Source organism: Streptomyces sp. NPDC006365 (genome assembly GCF_042870755.1).
GTDB lineage: Bacteria > Actinomycetota > Actinomycetes > Streptomycetales > Streptomycetaceae > Streptomyces > Streptomyces xiangluensis.
The window spans coordinates 368314-386344 of the sequence record NZ_JBIAHS010000002.1; the positions used below are offsets into that span (position 1 = coordinate 368314).

Annotated in this window: 16 protein-coding genes, 2 tRNA genes and 1 pseudogene; 16 read left to right on the plus strand and 3 right to left on the minus strand. The window is 69.9% G+C overall.

What is annotated here, in order from left to right:
* Window positions 1-27: 27 nt before the first annotated feature.
* Entirely contained in the window at window positions 28-1095 is a 1068-nt protein-coding gene (locus ACFYO0_RS06805) for a hypothetical protein (protein WP_388671732.1), read from the plus strand.
* A 16-nt stretch (window positions 1096-1111) separates the two neighbouring features.
* Here ACFYO0_RS06805 and ACFYO0_RS06810 read toward each other — a convergent pair whose 3' ends face one another.
* Window positions 1112-2215, minus strand: coding sequence for a M48 family metallopeptidase (locus ACFYO0_RS06810; protein ID WP_388671735.1), 1104 nt, complete (start codon window positions 2213-2215; stop codon window positions 1112-1114).
* A gap of 101 nt (window positions 2216-2316) precedes the next feature.
* Between ACFYO0_RS06810 and ACFYO0_RS06815 the strand changes: the two genes are divergently transcribed.
* The 10 genes from ACFYO0_RS06815 to ACFYO0_RS06860 all read left to right on the plus strand — a co-directional run bounded on the left by ACFYO0_RS06815 (window position 2317) and on the right by ACFYO0_RS06860 (window position 7649).
* Complete coding sequence (locus tag ACFYO0_RS06815; protein WP_388671738.1) at window positions 2317-2472, plus strand: hypothetical protein; 156 nt, start codon at window positions 2317-2319, stop codon at window positions 2470-2472.
* Window positions 2473-2609: 137 nt separating this feature from the next.
* Entirely contained in the window at window positions 2610-2774 is a 165-nt protein-coding gene (locus ACFYO0_RS06820; protein WP_386353152.1) for a hypothetical protein, read from the plus strand.
* A gap of 47 nt (window positions 2775-2821) precedes the next feature.
* Window positions 2822-3484, plus strand: a complete 663-nt coding sequence (gene nadD, locus ACFYO0_RS06825) for a nicotinate-nucleotide adenylyltransferase (RefSeq protein ID WP_388671742.1) — start codon at window positions 2822-2824, stop codon at window positions 3482-3484.
* Between the two features lie 25 nt (window positions 3485-3509).
* The gene (locus tag ACFYO0_RS06830; protein WP_388671745.1) at window positions 3510-5273 is read left to right on the plus strand and encodes an LCP family protein; all 1764 of its coding nucleotides are present in this window, start codon (window positions 3510-3512) and stop codon (window positions 5271-5273) included.
* 124 nt (window positions 5274-5397) lie between these two features.
* On the plus strand, window positions 5398-5841 hold the full coding sequence (rsfS, locus tag ACFYO0_RS06835; protein ID WP_388671748.1) for a ribosome silencing factor: 444 nt from the start codon (window positions 5398-5400) through the stop codon (window positions 5839-5841).
* On the plus strand, window positions 5838-6533 hold the full coding sequence (locus ACFYO0_RS06840) for a histidine phosphatase family protein (RefSeq protein WP_388671751.1): 696 nt from the start codon (window positions 5838-5840) through the stop codon (window positions 6531-6533). The genes rsfS and ACFYO0_RS06840 overlap by 4 nt, the downstream gene beginning before the upstream one ends.
* 160 nt (window positions 6534-6693) lie before the next feature.
* Window positions 6694-6766 (plus strand) — tRNA-Ala (locus ACFYO0_RS06845).
* 279 nt (window positions 6767-7045) lie between these two features.
* Complete coding sequence (locus ACFYO0_RS06850) at window positions 7046-7219, plus strand: hypothetical protein (protein ID WP_388671754.1); 174 nt, start codon at window positions 7046-7048, stop codon at window positions 7217-7219.
* Window positions 7220-7222: 3 nt separating this feature from the next.
* Window positions 7223-7456, plus strand: coding sequence for a hypothetical protein (locus ACFYO0_RS06855; protein ID WP_010986886.1), 234 nt, complete (start codon window positions 7223-7225; stop codon window positions 7454-7456).
* Window positions 7457-7576: 120 nt separating this feature from the next.
* A tRNA-Ala gene (locus ACFYO0_RS06860) sits at window positions 7577-7649 on the plus strand.
* Between the two features lie 89 nt (window positions 7650-7738).
* Here ACFYO0_RS06860 and ACFYO0_RS06865 read toward each other — a convergent pair.
* Entirely contained in the window at window positions 7739-9379 is a 1641-nt protein-coding gene (locus tag ACFYO0_RS06865; protein ID WP_388671756.1) for an NADH-ubiquinone oxidoreductase-F iron-sulfur binding region domain-containing protein, read from the minus strand.
* A complete protein-coding gene (locus tag ACFYO0_RS06870) occupies window positions 9379-10764 on the minus strand; it encodes a cytochrome b/b6 domain-containing protein (protein WP_388671759.1) in 1386 nt (461 codons plus the stop codon). The genes ACFYO0_RS06865 and ACFYO0_RS06870 overlap by 1 nt, the downstream gene beginning before the upstream one ends.
* Before the next feature lie 535 nt (window positions 10765-11299).
* On the opposite strand from ACFYO0_RS06870, the gene leuS reads away from it, so the two are divergent.
* From leuS to ACFYO0_RS06895, 5 genes and pseudogenes are all read left to right on the plus strand, one after another.
* Window positions 11300-14176 (plus strand): leucine--tRNA ligase, encoded by a 2877-nt coding sequence (leuS, locus tag ACFYO0_RS06875; protein ID WP_388671762.1) that lies wholly within the window; start codon window positions 11300-11302, stop codon window positions 14174-14176.
* A gap of 149 nt (window positions 14177-14325) precedes the next feature.
* Window positions 14326-15066, plus strand: coding sequence for a hypothetical protein (locus ACFYO0_RS06880; RefSeq protein WP_388671765.1), 741 nt, complete (start codon window positions 14326-14328; stop codon window positions 15064-15066).
* A 93-nt stretch (window positions 15067-15159) separates the two neighbouring features.
* Window positions 15160-16005: a DegV family protein gene (locus ACFYO0_RS06885; protein WP_388671768.1), complete on the plus strand. Its 846-nt coding sequence runs from the start codon at window positions 15160-15162 to the stop codon at window positions 16003-16005.
* Between the two features lie 225 nt (window positions 16006-16230).
* Window positions 16231-17361 carry a helix-hairpin-helix domain-containing protein gene (locus ACFYO0_RS06890; protein WP_388671771.1) on the plus strand — a complete coding sequence of 377 codons (1131 nt, stop codon included), beginning with the start codon at window positions 16231-16233 and terminating at the stop codon, window positions 17359-17361.
* 62 nt (window positions 17362-17423) lie between these two features.
* Window positions 17424-18031: pseudogene (locus ACFYO0_RS06895) on the plus strand (hypothetical protein); the annotation flags it as partial.

The window sequence follows — 18031 nt, forward strand, 5'->3', positions numbered from 1 at the left end:
GAGGTTCCAGAGACCTACTCTGAAAGTATGGGCGGGCCAGGAGACCCACCGGAAGGAACACCCGACGGTGCTTCCGGTGGCGGTGAGGAAGAGTACCGATCCGTCGTCTTCGACGAGTCGTTCGTCCGAGCTGCCCGTCTCCAGGAGTTCTCCGCGCAGGAGCGGATCGCCGACCACGCGCCGGCCGTGCGCCGCCGCCCGCCGGTGCGTCGCGGTCTGTCCCGGCAGGCGCTGATCCTCGTTCTGCTGATCGCCGTCGCCTTCGGCACGGCGATCTACATGGGTGTACGCCACCCGTACCAGACGCCCGCCGCGAAGCCGCCCGAGCCGCTGCGGATGACGGTCATACCCCTCGCGCCGCAGGGCGCCGTGCCGGGCGCCGCCGACACCGGGCTCCTGTTTGCGCGCAGCCCGGCCGATCAGTTCCGTATCGGCGCCGACGGGATCACGATGCCCGCCTCCCGGCGCACCGCCCATTTCTCGGACAGCCAGGTCGTCACCGCGCTCACCACGGCGAAGGACTACCTCGTCGAGTCCGCGCTCGACCCGGACGTGCTCACCGGCGGCGCCACCCGGCCCGTACGGATCCTGCTCGATCCGCAGCAGCTCGACCAGTTCGACCAGAGCTTCGACCGTCCGACCACGGACGGGCGGCATGCGCCCACCGGCTGGCTGGTCCGCTTCGACCCCTCCCAGGCCCAGCTGGCCGACCCCAAGATCCGGGTGCAGGGCACACTGCAGGCGGCCGAGACCGACGCGGACACCCTTGAGGTGACGGCCGACCACACCTTCGTCTACGCGCTGCGGCCGACGGGCTCGGAGGATGGTGCCAAGGCCTCGCTGTTCACCGTCCGGCGCGAGCTGCATTTCCGGTTCGACCGCGACGATCTGCGGATGCACCAGGCGGAGCTGGTCGTCTCGTACGTCCAGGCCGGGCCGCTCGCCTGCGCCGAGGACGCGACGAGCCATCTGCGCCCGCTGCTCGCGGGGCAGACGGCGAAGGCGGGCGGACCGGCCGGCACCGACCCGTACGCGACGGGCGGTGCCACGGCGCTGTGCGGGTCGCTGTCGGCCAGTGCCCAGCCCAAGTTGTAGCCGGGCTTCGTGCTGATCAGCTGGTGCCGTTGGGGCTCTCGTCGTCGGGGCGGTCGTCCTGTGGACGGTCCTTGGGGGAGCCCGTGCTCGAGCCGCTCGCGAAGCCGCCGAAGCCGCGCCTGACCCGGCCGCCGATGTCGCCCGCGCCGCCCGCGATGTCCGTGACCAGCTTCATCAGCGGGTCCTTGGAGCTGCGCACGTGGGTGGCGTAGGCGGAGGCCGACTCGCGGAAGGAGTCCGTGACCTTGGTGTCGCCGTCCTCGTCGCGGCGCGGGTAGTGGCCGTCCATGATCCGCTGGTAGTCGCGGGACTCGGCCCACTTCTTCAGCTCGGCGGCGCGCACCGTGGTGAAGGGGTGGGAGCGGGGCATGACGTTCAGGATCTTGAGTACGGAGTCGCGGAGGTCGCCCCCGGCCTCGTACTCCTCGGCCTGGGCGAGGAACGCGTCCACGTTCATCTCATGCAGGTGGTTGCCGCCCGCGATCTTCATCAGGCCGCGCATCGAGGCCTTCAGGTCCTGGCCGACCAGCAGCCCGGCGCGGTCCGCGGACAGCTCGGACTTGCGGAACCACTCGCGCAGGGCGGTCACGATCGCCATGATCGCGATGTTGCCCAGCGGGATCCAGGCGACGCGGAGCGCGAGGCTGGTGAGGAAGAGCAGGATCGTGCGGTAGACGGAGTGGCCGGACAGGGCGTGGCCGACCTCGTGGCCGATGACCGCCCGCATCTCCTCCTCGTCGAGCAGCTCGACGAGGCCGGTGGTGACGACGATGATCGGCTCGTCCAGGCCGATGCACATCGCGTTCGGCTGCGGGTCCTGGTTGACATACATCGGCGGGACCTTCTCCAGGTCCAGGATGTAGCAGGCGTCCCGCAGCATGTCGTTCAGGTGCGCGAACTGGGCGTCCGAGACCCGTACGGAATCGGACAGGAACAGCAGCCTCAGGCTGCGCTCCGGGAGCAGTCCGCTGAGCGCCTTGAACACCGTGTCGAAGCCGCTGAGCTTGCGCAGGGCGACCAGGGCCGAGCGGTCAGCGGGGTGTTCGTACGCCCGGGAGGAGATCCCTTCGAAGCGCCTGCGCTGCCTGCTCGGTACGTTCTCGTGGCTGTCTTCTGGCATGTGGTCCCCCATGCGTCTGTTTGCCTTCTGTGCCCCCAAGGCGGGGTACAGCCTAGGCGGATATACCGTGGACGTGCAGTACAGCGAAGGAGTCGCACGTCATGGAGCACCACCCCCAAGCCTGGCTCGCCGAGGCAGCGAGCGCCGCACAACAGCAGGGATCGGGGAATCTGCTCCGTGTCGTGTTGATAGTGATGGTTGTCGGCTGCGTTTTGGTTGCCTGGTTCCTGCTGCGTGGCTACAAGCGGGACGACTGAGCCCCGGCCGAAGTTCCCGGCGGCGGAACCGCCGTGATCGAGCGTGCGTGACGGAGTCGGCGTGATCCGCGCGGCGGCGCCCGCTTACGATGGCCGTACGTCTGTATCCCGCCCACACCGGATAGGTCCTGCCGAAGATGAGCTTCCACAGCACCGCTGCCCAGTTGGTCTCCCTCGCCGCCGAGGGAGAGGAGCACGGCGGCAACCACGAGAGCCTCAGCGCCTACCTGACCGGTGGCGGCGCGCTCTTCGTCCTCCTTCTGCTGCTGTGGATCACCACCCGCTTCAACCGGGACCGCTGACGTCCGCGGGGCGGGGCTCAGGGACCGGGCCGGTAGGGTCTGCACGCATGGGAGAGCAGGACATGCCAAGCGGTCCGGTGGCGGGCCGGGACAACATCCCGGCCCCCGGCCCGTCGAATCCGGGCAAGCGCCGCCTCGGCGTCATGGGCGGGACGTTCGACCCGATCCACCACGGCCACCTCGTCGCGGCCAGTGAGGTCGCCGCGCAGTTCCACCTCGACGAGGTGGTGTTCGTGCCGACCGGGCAGCCGTGGCAGAAGTCCGACCGCAAGGTCTCCCCGGCCGAGGACCGCTATCTGATGACGGTCATCGCGACCGCCGAGAACCCGCAGTTCTCGGTGAGCCGTATCGACATCGACCGCGGCGGCCCGACCTACACCACGGACACGCTGCGCGATCTGCGCGCGCTCAATCCCGACACGGACCTCTTCTTCATAACCGGCGCCGACGCGCTCTCCCAGATCCTCACCTGGCGCGACGCCGAGGAGCTGTTCTCCCTCGCGCACTTCATCGGGGTCACCCGGCCCGGCCACGCGCTGACCGACCCGGGGCTCCCGGAGGGCGGTGTCTCGCTCGTCGAGGTCCCCGCGCTCGCCATCTCGTCCACGGACTGCCGAGCCAGGGTCGCCAAGGGTGACCCGGTCTGGTATCTGGTCCCGGACGGTGTGGTGCGCTACATCGACAAGCGTGAGCTGTACCGCGGCGAGTGAGGCGAGTGAACCGAGAGGGGCACCGGTGAACGACCGATACGACGCTGGGTACGGGGGCGACCACAGTTATCAAGGTGATCAGAGTTACGAGATCGTCGGATACGACGAATTCGGGCAGCCGGTGTACCGGCAGGTGCCACCGCCGTCCCAGACGCCGCAGGGGTACGACGCCTACGGCTCGCAGCAGCAGCGCTACGGGTACGACCCGTACGCGAACGGTCAGCAGGCGCCGTCGTACGACACCGGAAACGGTCATCAGCAGCCCGGCGGCTCATACGGGGGAAACGGCGTAAACGCGGCATACGGCTCGCAGAGCACGTACGACCCGTACGGCACGGCTGCTCACGGCGCCGCTCCGCCCCCTCCCGCCTCGTATCACCCCTACGGGCAGGCCGCGGGCAGCGGTCAGCAGCCGGGCGTCGCCGAGCAGACCGCCTACATCCCCCAGCAGGCGGGACCCGAGCGGCCGGAGGCCGAGGAGCAGGCGGACGGGCAGCGGGACGACCGCGACTACCGCACCGAGCAGTTCACCTTCGTCGAGGAGCCGACCGACGACTCCGAAGACGTCATCGACTGGCTGAAGTTCACCGAGAACCGCACCGAGCGGCGCGAGGAGGCCCGCCGCCGGGCCCGCGGTCGCGTCGTCGCCCTGATCGTGGTGTTCGCCCTGGTCGCGGCCGGCGGTGTCGGCTACCTCTGGTACGCCGGGAAGCTGCCCGGCACGTCGTCGGACGCGAAGACCGGCACCGCGACGGCCGCGGGCGCCCAGAACCGCGATGTGATCGTCGTCCACCTGCACAACACCAAGGGCGGCGGCACCTCGACGGCACTGCTCGTCAACAACACCACCACCAAGCAGGGCACCACCGTCCTGGTCCCCAACTCCCTCGCCGTCTCGGACGACAACGGCACCACGACCACACTCGCCAAGTCCGTGGACGACGACGGCACCTCCGGCACGCGTGACGCGATCGACACCGTGCTCGGCACGGACATCGAGGGCACCTGGCGCCTGGACACCCCCTACCTCAGTAACCTCGTCGACCTCGTCGGCAACATCGACATCGACACCAACGCGGACGTGCCGGACCCGGCGGCCAAGCGGAAGGGCGAGGCCCCCTTGGTCAACAAGGGCGAGGACCAGACGCTCAGCGGAAAGATGGCCATCGCGTACGCCACCTACCGTGGCTCCGGGGAGGCGCAGAACGCGCAGCTGGAGCGGTTCGGGCAGGTCATGCAGGGCGTGCTGCGCAAGGTGTCGTCGGATCCGCAGGCCGCCACGACCACCGTGCAGACGCTCGCGCAGATCATCGAGCCCCCCTTGACCGACAAGGACCTGGGCACCTTCCTCGCCAAGCTCGCAGACCACGCCAAGGGCGGCGACCACAAGTCCGTGCTGCTGCCGGTCCAGTCGGACGGCAGGCTGAGCACGAAGGCCGGCGACAGCGTGGTCAAGGACGTACTCGGCGGGGCTGCGAAGAGCCCCGAGAAGGACGCGGCCGTCCAGGTCGGCATCAGGAACGCCACCGGCAAGGGGGACGCCACCGAGCAGGCCCGCGTCGTCCTGCTCAACGGCGGCTACACCTTCGTCGACGCCGGCAAGGCCGATGCCGCCCAGACGGCGTCCCGGATCACCTACACCGACGCCGCGAGGAAGGCGGACGCGGTGGAGGTCGCCAAGACGCTGGGGCTGCCGGCCGGCTCCGTGAAGAAGGGCAAGGGCGCCCCGAACGCGGATGTGTCGGTGGTGCTCGGCCAGGACTACGAGGTGGGCGGCTCGGCGGGCTAGGGAAGGTGGGGGAGTCGGCGGGCCAATCGCGTGGCGGGCCAACCGTGGGGTGGTGTCGGCGGTCCGTGAGACCCTTGGGGTAACCCCCTGGGGGAGACCTGACCGCCGACGGAAAGCCTTGGTAGTGACCGCCACTGACCGCTCTCTCGAGCTCATCAACACCGCCGCGCAGGCGGCCGCCGACAAGCTCGCGCACGACATCATCGCGTACGACGTCAGCGACGTGCTGTCGATCACGGACGCCTTCCTGCTGGCCTCCGCGCCCAACGACCGCCAGGTCAAGTCGATCGTCGACGAGATCGAGGAGCGGCTGAACAAGGAACTCGACGCCAAGCCGGTACGCCGCGAGGGCGACCGCGAGGCCCGCTGGGTGCTGCTCGACTACGTCGACATCGTGGTGCACGTCCAGCACAGCGAGGAGCGCGTCTTCTACGCCCTGGAGCGGCTCTGGAAGGACTGCCCGGAGCTCACCCTGCCCGCCGACGCCAAGGCCACCCGCGGCAAGGCCGCCGAGCACGCCAAGGTGCAGGAGGCGGAGGACGCCGGCCTGGGCGGTGAGCTGCGTTGAGCGCGGGAACGGGGGCCTCGGAGGGCAAGCCGCTGTCCGAGGCCGGGAAGAAGGCCGGCCGGGGCCGTCGGGTCATCCTGTGGCGCCACGGGCAGACCTCGTGGAACGTGGAGCGCCGCTTCCAGGGCACGACCGACGTCGAACTCACCGAGGCCGGCCTCGAGCAGGCCCGCCGCGCCGCTCGGCTGCTCGCCTCCCTCGGACCCGACGCGATCGTCGCCTCGGACCTGAAGCGGGCGGCCAACACGGCCGCCGAGCTGGCCGCCCTCACCACCCTCGACGTGACCCACGACGAGGGCCTGCGCGAGACGTACGCGGGCGTCTGGCAGGGCCTGACGCACGAGGAGATCATCGCGCGGCACGGCGACGAGTACGCGGCGTGGAAGCGCGGTGAGCCGGTGCGCCGTGGCGGTGGCGAACTGGAGACCGAGGTCGCCGACCGCGCCGCCCCCGTGGTGCTCCGGCACGCCGAGAAGCTCCCCGACGACGGCACACTCGTGGTGGTCAGCCACGGCGGCACCATCCGCACCACCATCGGCCGCCTCCTCGGCCTCGACTCCCACTACTGGGAAAGCCTCGGCGGCCTCTCCAACTGCTGCTGGTCCGTCCTGGGCGAGGGCGCCCGAGGCTGGCGCCTGCTGGAACACAACGCGGGCACGCTGCCGGAACCGGTCCTGGGAGACGACGACTGACCCCGACAGACGGCGACCGACGCGGAGGCCATCGGGGGTTGGCCCCGGCTTCCAGGTGCCCGTGGACCTGTGCCCGTAGACCCGTGGACCCGGATTTCACTTTCCGGCAGGCCGCAGGCTAAAGTTCCTCTTGTTCAGCCCGCCGGGCGAGCGAACGCAAGGGGCTATAGCTCAGTTGGTAGAGCACCTGCATGGCATGCAGGGGGTCAGGAGTTCAAATCTCCTTAGCTCCACACAGGCGCTACGGCGTGAGGATCCCGTTCCCCACAAGGGGAGCGGGATTTTTCGTTGCCGATCGGCACACTCTTCTTGAACCCGCTTGAGTCACTTGGGCCCGGGAGGCGTATACCTCTTCGGAGGCGCTCCTCGTTGTACGTTCGCGCTGGCCGCGACGGGTATCGCGGCTGCCGTGTCCGGACTGGTACGAAGGCGTCGCTGACCGTATCGGTCCGGCCATGGCAGAATCAAACGGCCGGAAGGGGGCGCGGCCCGACGGGTGGAGGGAGTTGGCGATGCCTGCGAGCATCATCGGGGAGGTCGACGACCTCCCCGACGCAGAGGTGATACGGGACAAGATCACCCGGCTCGACTGCCCTTCCTGCGGATCGGCCCACGTCGCGCAAGTCCTCGGCGACAACGGCGGGATCTCCTACGTGTGCACGGCCTGCGGCCACAGCTGGAGCTGATCGATGGGTGCGCACAGGCGGAAGTGCGATTGGTGCGGCAGTGGTACGCCCATCGTCCGCGACATGGAACCGGTCAACCACGACTACCAGTACTGGTGCGAGGAATGCGCACGGGCGCTGATCATAAAAGGCGACCCCATCGAGACGTACCGCGAGCTGGAGGGCGAGCCGATCTACGGCCGGCTCCTCGACGAGCACTGCACGCTCAAACGGTTCTATTCGTTCGCCACGGCCTGACTCGGGACGCGGTCCGGCACCTGTCCCGCCCCAGCCCGTGCGCCCCGTAAACGATTTGGTGGTGCACCGGTAGGAGCGTGTAATGTTGGCGTCGCCGCCGGGTCAACCGGACGGACACAAGGGGCTATAGCTCAGTTGGTAGAGCACCTGCATGGCATGCAGGGGGTCAGGAGTTCAAATCTCCTTAGCTCCACAGCAGATGAAGAGATCAGAAGAAGGCGGGCCATCCGATCGGATGGCCCGCCTTCTGTCTGTACTGCCTCGTGCGTCGTTACGTCCCGTTCAGCGGCCGCTGCCGAGTGCGCGGCGGCCTCGGCCCTGGCCGCGGCCCTGGCCTCGGCCCTGCGACAGGACGGGGAGGTTGTTGCGGGCCGGGCCCCCGGAGTTGTCCTCCTCGATGCGCAGCGCGAGCGCCGGGCAGCGGCGAACGGCGCGCATGGCCTTCTGCTCGGCGTAGCGCGGCACCTGCGCCTGGGCGACGGTCGGGAACCCGTCTGCGCCCAGTTCGAAGACCTCCGGGAGGATGTCGGCGCACAGACCGTGCCCTCGGCACAGCGTCCAGTCGACGTAGATCTTCTGCCGGCTGGGACCCGCCTCCAACTGCCCCTGGCCGCCCGGGATACCGGTCGGGACGCCGCCGCCCTCGAAGAGCGGCAGTACGCCCTCCACGGGCCTGCCGCAGCCGTTGCCGAGGACGTGCGCGGCCAGGTCGTCGGTGAACGCCTTGAGCGTCGACTCGAGGAACATCGCGGAGCCGTCCGGGTGAGAGCACGCACCGCGCCGCTTCACGGCGTGGGCGACCTGCTTGACCGCTTCCAGGGCGGCGGGGCCGCCGCCGTTGAGGATGTCCTCCATGCCCCGTGCCGCGGCGGGCAGCCCGAGATAGCAGGGGCCGCACTGCCCCGCGCTCTCCTCGGCCAGCCACTGCGCCACGCGCAGCGACTCGCCCAGCGGGCAGGTCTCCTGGCTGATCGGGAGAATCGCGCCCGCGCCCAGCGAACCACCCACCGCCGCCAGGGAGTCACGCGAGACGATCGCCTCGTTGACCGTGGCCGCGTCGATCCACTTGCCGTGATAGCCGCCGGTCAGCACGCCCTGCGGGACCGGCGGGGCGCCGGCGAGCTGCAGGACGTACCGCAGCGGCACACCGGTGGGCATCTCGATCACCATGGGGCGGGCGACGGCACCGGAGACGGTGACCATGACGGTGCCGGGCTCGTCGTACAGGCCGGTGTTGCCGTAGCGCTCGGAGCCGATGCGCGCGGCGATCGCCAGCTGCGCGAACGTCTCGGCGTTGGACAGCAGCGTGGGAGCACCGCCGACGCCGCTCTGCGAGGCGCTGATCTTGCGGCCGGGCGGGATCGCCGGACCGCCGTCGATGGAGCGGATCAGCGAGGCGGCGGCGCCGGTCACCATCCGCACCGGGTTGCGCTGCACACGCGCGCGGAGGACGGAGCCGCGCCGGTTGTTCAGGCCCCGCTCGGCGAGCGCGGCCTCCATGGACTGCTGGGTGGACTCGCGGGTCACACCGACCACGAGGGTGCGGGCCCCGAGGGCCTCAGCGACCAGCAGGGCGCCATCCAGGATGAGGTGAGGAGCACGGTTGATCAGCACCGTGTCCTTGCGGCAGGCCGGCTCGTCCTCACTGCCGTTGACGACGACCACGGGCCGGACGCCGCGCTTGATCGCCGACTCGGCGACCGACCGCAGCTTCTTGTGGAAGGGGAAGCCCGCGCCGCCGCGGCCCTTCAGGGATATGCGCTCGGCGAGTTGCGCGAGCTGTTCCCCGCCCATCGGCTCGAGCGGACCGTGCACTTTCAGGTGCATGTCCAGATCGAGCCTTTCGACCAGGTCGAAACCCGAGGTGAGCTGAGGAAGTCCGACCACGCGGACCTCGGGGACATCGGGGAGAGCGGCGTTCACTAAAAGCCTCCGGAAGGCGCGTTCCAGGGTTCGCCGGAGCTGGGTGCGTCGAATGCACCGGGCAGCGTTTCAGTGGCGGGACCGCTGTCGTACGTGTCATTCGTGTTGTACGTACCAAGGGGGTCGTACGACTCACCGGTGTCGTAGAAATCATTGGATCCGTACGACGGGGGAGTGCCGGGAGTCACGTAGGGCGTGCTGCCCGTGTCGTAGACCGGGTTGTACGTGGTGGGCGTCTCGGAGGGGCGCGGCGGGGCCTCGTACAGCGGCGGGGACGGAGCCGGCCAGCGCGGGGCGTTGTCCTCGACGCGCGGGAGCGCCTCCGTGGGCTGTACGTCCATCGGGAGCCCCTGCATGTGCTGGGCCGGCTCGGGCTGGCCGAGGGGGTCCTGGATGCGCGGGATGCTGCCGGTGTTGGACACGGCCCGGTAGGCGGCCGAGAAGCCGCCGGTGTCGGTGAGCGGGTTGGACCCGGTGTCCGTGAAGGCGGCGCGCTGTCCGGTGTCGTACAGCGAGGCGCCTGCCCCGGTGTCCGTGAACGCGGCGCGCCGGCCCGTGTCGTACAGCGAGGCGCCGGCCCCCGTGTCCGTGAGGGCGGCGCGCTGTCCGGTGTCGTACAGCGAGGCGTTCGACGGGGAACCTGTGCGCTGCCGCGGGACATTCCCCTCCGGGAAGCCCGGACGTGAACCGGCGCCGCCCGTCTGCCGGGCCTCGGCCGCGGTGCGACGCCCCGGGGGCTCCGCGCGTAGTCCGCCGCCGGTGTTCCCGATCAGTTCCCGGATGCGCTGGGCGACCTTGCGCCTGAACGGTGGCGGAGACGCCCGCAGGGCCAGCGCCCCGCCGACCGCCACCAGGCTCAGGACGTAGAGGATCACGAAGACCGGTTTCGCCTGGCGGCCGGCGAACAGACCGTGGACCAGCGCCATGCACCAGGCCGGGTAGGCCAGGCTGTGCATCACGCGCCAGCGGGACGCGACGGGTGCCGAGGCCGCGAAGCGATTGCGCAGGATACCGGTGATGGCCACGAAGATCATCATCAGGCTGGCCAGGGTGCCCAGACCGATGAGGAAGGCCCTGCCCAGCATCTCGTCGTTCGAGCCGACGAGTCCGAACGGGATGATCGCGGCGATCCACGAGGTGTGGTCCAGCGCGAGCTTGGTCCCGATGTGCACGAAGAGGAACACGACCGCGGCGACCGCGGTGATCCGGTGCACCGCCTGCGCCAGCATCCGCTGGCGGGCGTCTAGGAAGATCCTGTCCTGGGCGACCAGTCCCCAGATCACGGAGGCAGTGAGGCAGACGAGGGACAGGACGCCTGTACCGAAGTCGAGGAACGCGGCGAACGAGTCATCCACCGTGCTGTCCGACGTCGTATCGCTTACCACGACGTACCTCCCAACATCACGACGAAGGGTATGAGCGGCAACGCGCCCGCGGTGAATCCACCGCGGGCCGAGCAGCCCGGTCGGGGAACCGGGCTGTTACTGCGTCGAGTGTTCATGGGGGGTGTCTCCCAAACAGTTCGGGGAAGCGGTCCCGCTGCCGCACTCTAGGCCGAGACATACCGAGGGGTACGAGGTTTGAGTTATTGCGCCGTTATCTAAGGGTCCTGAGGGATGTGCGATGTCCCTTAGATTCCCTTACGCCGAGTAACTCTTGACCTTTAGTCAGCTGTTGGTGCCGCAACATGAGTGTGGCACGCCGTGTCATGTGCCCCGGATATCTCCGTCGCGGCCCCCTCGACGGCTGCGGTACCCTGACGCCATGCGTGCCGTACGCCTTCTGCTTAGCGAGCCGCGCTGATCAGTCCCGGCCACCGATGAAACCGTGGCCGGAATCGGCGCGGCGTCCCCTCCTGTGCGAGGGGTTTTTTCATTTCCCAGGCCGCTGGCAGAGACGATCGATGGAGCTTTGAGGATCATGAGCGAGACGAACCCCGCCACCGCCTCCGAGGTGGTGGCGCCGCACCGCTACACGGCCGCCATGGCCGGCGAGATCGAGGCACGCTGGCAGGACTTCTGGGAGGCGAACGCCACCTACGCGGCGCCCAACCCCACCGGCGACCTGGCCGCTGACGCCGCGCTGGTGGCCAAGCCCAAGAAGTTCATCATGGACATGTTCCCGTACCCCTCCGGTGCGGGCCTGCACGTCGGCCACCCCCTGGGCTACATCGCCACGGATGTGTTCGCCCGGTATCAGCGCATGACCGGCCACAATGTCCTGCACACACTGGGCTTCGACGCCTTCGGCCTGCCCGCCGAGCAGTACGCCGTGCAGACCGGCACGCACCCGCGCGTGTCCACCGAGGCCAACATGAAGAACATGCAGGTGCAGCTGCGCCGGCTGGGCCTGGGCCACGACAGCCGCCGCTCGTTCGCGACGATCGACCCGGACTACTACAAGTGGACCCAGTGGATCTTCCTGCAGATCTTCAACTCCTGGTACGACGACGAGGCGCAGAAGGCTCGCCCGATCGCCGAGCTGGTCGCCCGGTTCGAGAGCGGCGAGCGGGCTGTTCCCGGCGGACGCGGGTGGCATGACCTGACCGCCGCCGAGCGCGCCGACGTCCTGAGCGGGTTCCGGCTGGCGTACGCCTCCGACGCGCCCGTCAACTGGTGCCCCGGCCTGGGCACCGTACTGGCGAACGAGGAGGTGACCGCGGACGGCCGCTCCGAGCGCGGCAACTTCCCCGTCTTCAAGGCCAAGCTGCGTCAGTGGAACATGCGCATCACCGCCTACGCCGACCGGCTGCTGGACGACCTGGACGCGCTGGACTGGCCCGAGGCCATCAAGCTGCAGCAGCGCAACTGGATCGGCCGCTCCGAGGGCGCCCGCGTCGACTTCCCGATCGACGGCGAGAACATCACGGTCTTCACCACGCGCCAGGACACCCTGTTCGGCGCGACCTACATGGTGCTGGCGCCGGAGCATCCGCTGGTCGAGAAGTTCACCCCCCAGGAATGGCCCGAGGGCACTCACGAGGTGTGGACCGGAGGCCACGCGACCCCGTCCGAGGCAGTCGCCGCCTACCGTGCGCAAGCCGCCTCCAAGTCGGATGTCGAGCGCCAGGCCGAGGCCAAGGACAAGACCGGCGTCTTCATCGGCGCGTACGCGACCAACCCGGTCAACGGCGAGCAGATTCCGGTCTTCATCGCCGACTACGTGCTGATGGGCTACGGCACCGGCGCGATCATGGCCGTCCCGGCGCACGACAGCCGCGACTTCGCCTTCGCGCGCGCCTTCGAGCTGCCGATCCGCTGCGTCGTCGAGCCGGCCGACGGCCGCGGCACCGACCCGTCGACGTGGGACGACGCCTTCGTGTCGTACGACGCGAAGATCGTCAACTCTTCCGGCGCGGACGTCTCCCTGGACGGCCTGGGCGTCGCCGACGCCAAGGCCCGCATCACCGAGTGGCTGGAACGCAAGGCCATCGGCGAGGGCACCGTCAACTTCCGTCTGCGCGACTGGCTGTTCAGCCGCCAGCGCTACTGGGGCGAGCCCTTCCCGATCGTCTACGACGAGGAAGGCGTCGCCCACCCGCTGCCCGAGTCGATGCTGCCCCTGGAGCTGCCGGAGGTCGAGGACTACTCGCCGCGCACCTTCGACCCGGACGACGCGAACACCGAGCCGGAGACACCGCTGTCCCGCAACGAGGACTGGGTGAACGTCACCCTGGACCTGGGCGACGGCCGCGGCCCGCGCAAGTACCGCCGTGAGACCAACACCATGCCCAACTGGGCCGGTTCCTGCTGGTACGAGCTGCGCTACGTGGACCCGCACAACAGCGAGCAGCTGGTCGACCCGGAGAACGAGCGCTACTGGATGGGCCCGCGCGAGGGCATGCCGCACGGGGGCGTCGACCTGTACGTGGGCGGCGCGGAGCACGCCGTACTGCACCTGCTGTACGCGCGCTTCTGGTCCAAGGTCCTGTACGACCTGGGGCACGTCTCGTCGGCCGAGCCGTTCCACAAGCTGTTCAACCAGGGCATGATCCAGGCATACGTCTACCGCGACAGCCGGGGCATCGCGGTGCCGGCCGCCGAGGTGGAGGAGCGCGACGGCGCGTACTACTACGAGGGCGAGAAGGTCACCCGCCTGCTGGGCAAGATGGGCAAGTCCCTGAAGAACGCGGTCACTCCGGACGAGATCTCCGCCGAGTACGGGGCGGACACCCTGCGTCTGTACGAGATGGCCATGGGACCCCTGGACGTGTCGCGGCCGTGGGACACGCGCGCGGTGGTGGGCCAGTTCCGCCTGCTGCAGCGGCTGTGGCGCAACGTCGTGGACGAGACCACCGGCGCCGTCACGGTCACGGACAGCGAGCCGGACGAGGACACGCTGCGTGCCCTGCACAAGGCGATCGACGGCGTACGCCAGGACCTGGAGGGCCTGCGCTTCAACACCGCCATCGCCAAGGTCACCGAGCTGAACAACCACCTGACGAAGGCGGGGGGCCCGGTGCCGCGCACGGTCGCCGAGTCCCTGGTGCTGCTGGTCGCGCCGCTGGCCCCGCACATCGCCGAGGAGCTGTGGCGCAAGCTGGGGCACACCGACTCGGTCGTCCACCAGGACTTCCCGGTCGCCGACCGGGCGTACGTCGTGGACGAGACCGTGACCTGCGTCGTGCAGGTCAAGGGCAAGGTCAAGGCGCGCCTGGAGGTGTCCCCGTCGATCTCCGACGAGGAACTGGAGAAGGCGGCCCTGGGTGACGACAAGGTCGTGGCGGCGCTGGAAGGCGCGGGGATCCGCAAGGTGATCGTGCGGGCGCCGAAGCTGGTGAACATCGTTCCCGCGTAACGCGAGTCGGGGTAGTCCCCTACGGGCAGGTTGGGGGTTCCGCTGGAACCCCCGGCCTGCTTTTTCCGTTTACCGTGGAAGAGCCCGCAGGCACTTCAAGCAGGACCTGGAAGCAGTACCGACAAGCAGGACCCGAGAGGAACGTCGTCATGGAAGCCGTGGCCGCAATCGTGGCGCTGATCTTCGTGCTGTTCGTGGTCCTGGGGACGTATGCGACGGTGAAGGCGGTCGGCGCAGCCAAGCGCGGCGTGGACCGCACCGTCGCGCAGGCCCGCCGCACGGTCGAGGACTCCACACTCAGGGCGAAGACCTTCGCACAGCCGGGAGTGTTCGGTGAGCTGGCCCAACTGCGGCTCTCCTTGCGCACGTCGATGCGTGCCACCCAGGACGCGCTGCACGCGGGCGTGACCGAGGACGAGTCGCTGAAGGAGTCCCTGGCCCTCTTCCAGCGACTCAGCGTGCACGGCCACGAACTGGACGCCGACATGAAGCGACTGGAGCGCGAGCCGAACAGAGCCCGCCTCGTCGAGCAGCTGCCGGAGCTGCGGGAGCGTACGGAGCAGATCACGAAGTCGGCCGACGCCCTGCGCTCGGCGGCGCGCGACCGGGCCCGTCGGTTCGCGGGCGACGACCTGGACTCACTGAGCCAGCAGATCGACATGGAGGCGGGTGCGCTGCGGCACTGGACGAAGGAGCCGGCGCCCGCGCAGCCGCCGCCCCCGTGGCCGGAGGCACCGGCGGCGCCTGGCGACCAGCAGACCTGGCCGGACACGGCTCCGTCGCGCACCGCCGAGGAGGAACCCACACCCACCCGGCCCGCCATCACGCCGGCGGCAGCGCGGCCCACCTACCCCTGGGAGAAGAAGCCCCGCCCGGAGAGCACGACTTGATCCGGGAGCGCGACGTGATCCGGCCGATCCGGCGGCAACAGGCGCGAAGTGCCGGGCTGCCGTCCGCGCGTTCCTGCGGGTAATCTCCAGCTCATGTCCCGCCATGTCGCTATCGTCACCGATTCAACGGCCTACCTGCCGCCGCGGACGATGGAGCGCCACGGCATCACCGCGGTGCCCCTGACCGTGGTTCTCGGCGACCAGGCGCTCGAAGAGGGCACCGAGATCTCGGCCCGCTCGCTGGCCCAGGCACTGCAGAAGCGACGCCCCGTCACCACGTCCCGGCCCAGTCCCGAGGTCTTCGCCCAGACCTACCGCAAGGTCGCCGAGGCGGGCGCCACCGGCATCGTCTCGCTGCACCTGTCCGCCGAGTTCTCGGGGACGTACGACGCGGCGGTCCTCGCCTCGCGCGAGGCTCCGGTGCCCGTACGGGTCGTGGACACCGGCATGGTCGCCATGGCTCTCGGCTTCTGCGCCCTGGCCGCGGCCGAGTCCGCGGAGGCGGACGGCACGATCGACGAGGCGGTGACCGCTGCGGAGAAGCGGGCCGTCGGCACATCCGCGTACTTCTACGTCGACACGCTGGACTATCTGCGGCGGGGCGGCCGAATCGGGGCGGCGCAGGCCCTGTTCGGGTCCGCGCTGGCCGTAAAACCGCTGCTGGAGCTTGACGGCGGCCGGATCGAACTGCTGGAGAAGGTGCGCACCGCGTCGAAGGCGATCGCCCGCCTCGAGGAGATCGTGGCCGGCCGGGCGGGGAGCGCACAGGTCGACATCGCGGTCCACCATCTCGCCGCGCCTGAACGGGCGTCGGCGCTGGCGGAGCGGTTGCGGGCGCGGGTGCCGGGCCTGGCCGATCTGCATGTGAGTGAGGTCGGGGCGGTCATCGGGGCGCATACCGGGCCCGGGTTGTTGGGGGCAGTGGTTTCGCCTCGGTGAGTTTTCACAGTGGTTGGTGAGGTTTTTCACTGTGATGTATCTCGCTAAGTGTGTGGTTTGTGTGTGGGAGTCGTGTGGTGTGTGCGCGAGTGCTTCCTCGGGCCCCGCGTTGGGTACCCCGCCAGGCTCCTCGTGTGGGTGACGGAGTTATCCACAACCGGGTGGTAATCCACGGGAATTGGGCAAGATCATCGCGAGAGTGCCGTGGTGCCCGATTCTCGTCGCATGGCACTTCGATCACCTTCACGGACAACGTTCGTTACCAGTGGCCCGGGCCGCGGCCCCGTCTCCGACGGCCGCATCCGGCACCGCCGCCACCCTTACCGAGGCAGGGCCCGCCGCCATCAGGCCTCGGCGGAGGCACTCCGCCTGCGCGCGGAGGCGATCTTCGCCGAACGGGCCGGAGAGCGGCGGGGGTTGGGGCATGGGCCGCCCGGGGGTGACCCGAGGACGGGTGCGGCCGGGCCGCCGCACTTTCCACGGCCCGGCAGCGGCAGCCCTCGGGGCGAGCCCGCGGACTATCGCGACCGTGGGGTTGGCGGCGACGCGGTGGGGGCGGTTCGCACCGAAGTGGGCGGGATCGAGGCCGGGGTCGGAGCTGCGGCCAGGGCTGAAGCCGCGTGGCGGGAGCGGGTTGGGCTTGCCGTGCGGGAGCGGATGCCGCTGTGGCTCCAGTCGAGATGTGGGCTGGAGCGGAAAAGCGTGGTGGCGCTCTCGGCGTTGCTCGTGGTGGCCGCTGTCTTCGCGGGTCAGCACTTCTGGTCGGGCCGGACGCAGCCGGTGCGCCCACCGGAGGTGGTACGGGCGGCACCCACGGCTCCGTACGAGGAAGCGGGCGTGGCACCCGGATCCTCAACAGCTGCGCGCGACCCCGTGGGCTCGCCGGGCACCGCGATCGTGGTGGACGTCAGCGGCAAGGTGCGCGAACCCGGTATCCACACGTTGCCGGCCGGTTCCCGGGTCGCTGACGCGCTGCGGGCCGCCGGAGGAGTGCGCCCGGGCGCGGACACCGCGGGGCTGAACCGCGCCCGGCTCCTTGTGGACGGAGAGCAGGTGGTGGTCGGGGCTCCGCCCGCCGGGATGGGAGCCGGCGTGACCGGAGGCACAGGCGGCACTGGTGCCGGGGGCGCTGTCGGTCCCGGAGGAGCCGCCGCCGCTCCGGCCGCTCCGGTCGCCCTCAACACGGCCACCCTGGAGCAGCTCGACACATTGCCGGGCGTCGGCCCCGTGCTGGCCCAGCACATCATCGACTACCGCACACAGCACGGCGGGTTTCGCTCGGTCGACGAACTCCGGGAAGTGAACGGCATCGGTGATCGTCGTTTCGCCGATCTGCAGAATCTCGTACGACCGTGAATCGGCCGGAGGTTCATGCGCCCAACTCCACTGTGGCCGGCCCCGCTGTGCACGACGCTGCTGTGCGCGACCCCGCCGCGCCCAGCCCCGGCGCGCCCAGCCCCGGCGCGCCCAGCCCTGCCGAGCGCGGCCCCGGCGGGCCCAACTCTGGCGTGCGCGACCGCCCGGCCGTGCACGCCGCCTCTGGGAACCCGCTCGGTTCCTCGCGTCCTCGCCAAGAAGGGCCCACCGACCTGAGGTTGGTGCCGCCCGCACTGGCGGCATGGGCGACGGCGGCACTGACACTGGGCGCGTCACCGGGCTGGAGCATCGGGGTGGTGGCCTTCTGCCTGGCCGTGGCGGGCGGGTTGCTGGTCATCGGCAGAAACCGCGAGCGCGGCGTGTCGCACCACGGCCATGGCGAGGCGGACCGCATGTGCGGTGAATCGGACCGAAGCCACAGCAGATCCGGCCGCAGGCATGCGGAGCCGGAACGCAGGTACGCCGATCGGGAACGCAGTCACGGTGAACCAGGCCGCGGGAGCGGCGAATCGGACGGCGGCAGGGTCGAGTCGGACTGCAACCGCGCCGATCCGGAACGCAGTCACGGTGAACCAGGCCGCGGGAGCGGCGAATCGGACGGCGGCAGGGTCGAGTCGGACTGCAACCGCGCCGATCCGGAACGCAGTCA